The organism is Streptomyces sp. NPDC058964, assembly GCF_042741275.1.
Lineage (GTDB): Bacteria > Actinomycetota > Actinomycetes > Streptomycetales > Streptomycetaceae > Streptomyces.
The window spans coordinates 1-1368 of sequence record NZ_JBHYKH010000455.1 but is presented as its reverse complement, the minus strand read 5'-3'; the positions used below and the strand labels follow the sequence as shown (position 1 = coordinate 1368).

Annotated in this window: 2 protein-coding genes; both read right to left on the bottom strand. The window is 69.1% G+C overall.

Annotated features, from left to right (window positions below; translation table 11 throughout):
* Window positions 1-126 precede the first annotated feature (126 nt).
* Complete coding sequence (locus ACFW2E_RS36710; RefSeq protein ID WP_384473314.1) at window positions 127-312, bottom strand: hypothetical protein; 186 nt, start codon at window positions 310-312, stop codon at window positions 127-129.
* 217 nt (window positions 313-529) lie between these two features.
* On the bottom strand, window positions 530-1368 hold an 839-nt coding region (locus ACFW2E_RS36705; protein WP_384473311.1), incomplete at its 5' end, for a tetratricopeptide repeat protein.

Here is a 1368-nt window from a genome sequence, read left to right as displayed (position 1 = left end):
AAAAATTTCTTTGTGTGTCGGCCGCTTCTTGTGTTTAAAACACACTGGGTTGGCGCACGAGCAACTCCCCCGCCCGCGGCGGCCTCCCCTCCGCGCCGCCGCGGCCGATCCCCGTCGGGATGAGACTTACTTGCCGTCCAGGTCCAGGGCGGGCGGGGCCGGCATGTGGTTGTCCATCGTCTTGATCACGTCTGCGGCCGGTTCGGCCGGCATGTGGTTGTCGAGCGTTGTGACCGTCTCGTCCGCCGCGGGCTCGCTGGGCATGTGGTTGTCCAGCGGAGTGGCGGCCGCGTCCTTCTTCGTGTCGCTCATGTGCTTGCGTCCTCTGTTGTGGTGACGAGTCAGGAACGCCCGCCCGGAAGCTCCCCCGAGGGCCGCCGGACGGGCGTTCGGAGCCGCACATTAACCGGTCTGGCTCCGGGTCCGACCATCTGCCCCCCGACGCGATGGTCTGACAGGTACGAGCGTGCCAGGGGGCGATAAACGAATGCTGAACGTCCGTGACGCGATGGTGGAAAGGCCGGGTTCCCTACGCGGCAGCAGCCGAGTTGAGCAGGGCCTTCACCTCGCTGGCCTCACTGGCGCAGTTCTGTTCGTAGAGGTTGAGAGCCTCGCGCCAGCACGCCTTCGCCCGGTCCGCCTGCCCCAGGGCCGAGAGTGCGCGTCCCAGGAGCGTCAGAACGTTGCCGCGCATCCGGTCACCACCGATGCATCCCAGGGCGAGGGCCTGCTCGGCGTGCTGGGCGGCCTCCGTGGGGCGGTGTGCCGCCATGTGCACCTCGGCGATACGGAAGTTGGTCGCCCCCTCCCACAGGCGCTGCCTGTGATCGCCGAAGATCGCCAGAGCCTCGGAGAACTGACCGAGTGCCTCGCGGTGGCGGCCCGCCTTGGTCAGAGCGACACCCACGGCGAAGTGGCCGTTGGCGAGGCGCATCGTCCTGCCCAACTCGATGTACACCGCGAGGCCCTTCTGCGCGATCTCGACCGCCTCCGCGACGTTCCCCGCACCCAGATGAGCGCGCGACAGGTTGGACAGGGCAGACGCTTCGCTGCCTCGGTTCCCGGCTTCCCTGAAACCGAGGATGGCTTGGCCGAAGAGAATCCTGCCCTCCGCGAAGCGTCCCTGGTGCAGGCAGATGATGCCCCGGTTGTTCGCCACCCAGCTCGCGGCGGTCGCGTCCCGCTCCGCGGTCGCCAACTCCATCGCGACCCGTGCTTCGGTCTCCGCGTGCGGAAAACCCCCCGAGTCCACAATCACAAACGGGAGGACCGGCCGCCCCCAGGCCACGGCCCCCCCCGCCCCCCCCCCCACCGGCCCCACCGGCCGGGCCCCGCGCCGCCCGTCTCCGGCACCGCGGAGGTGTACGT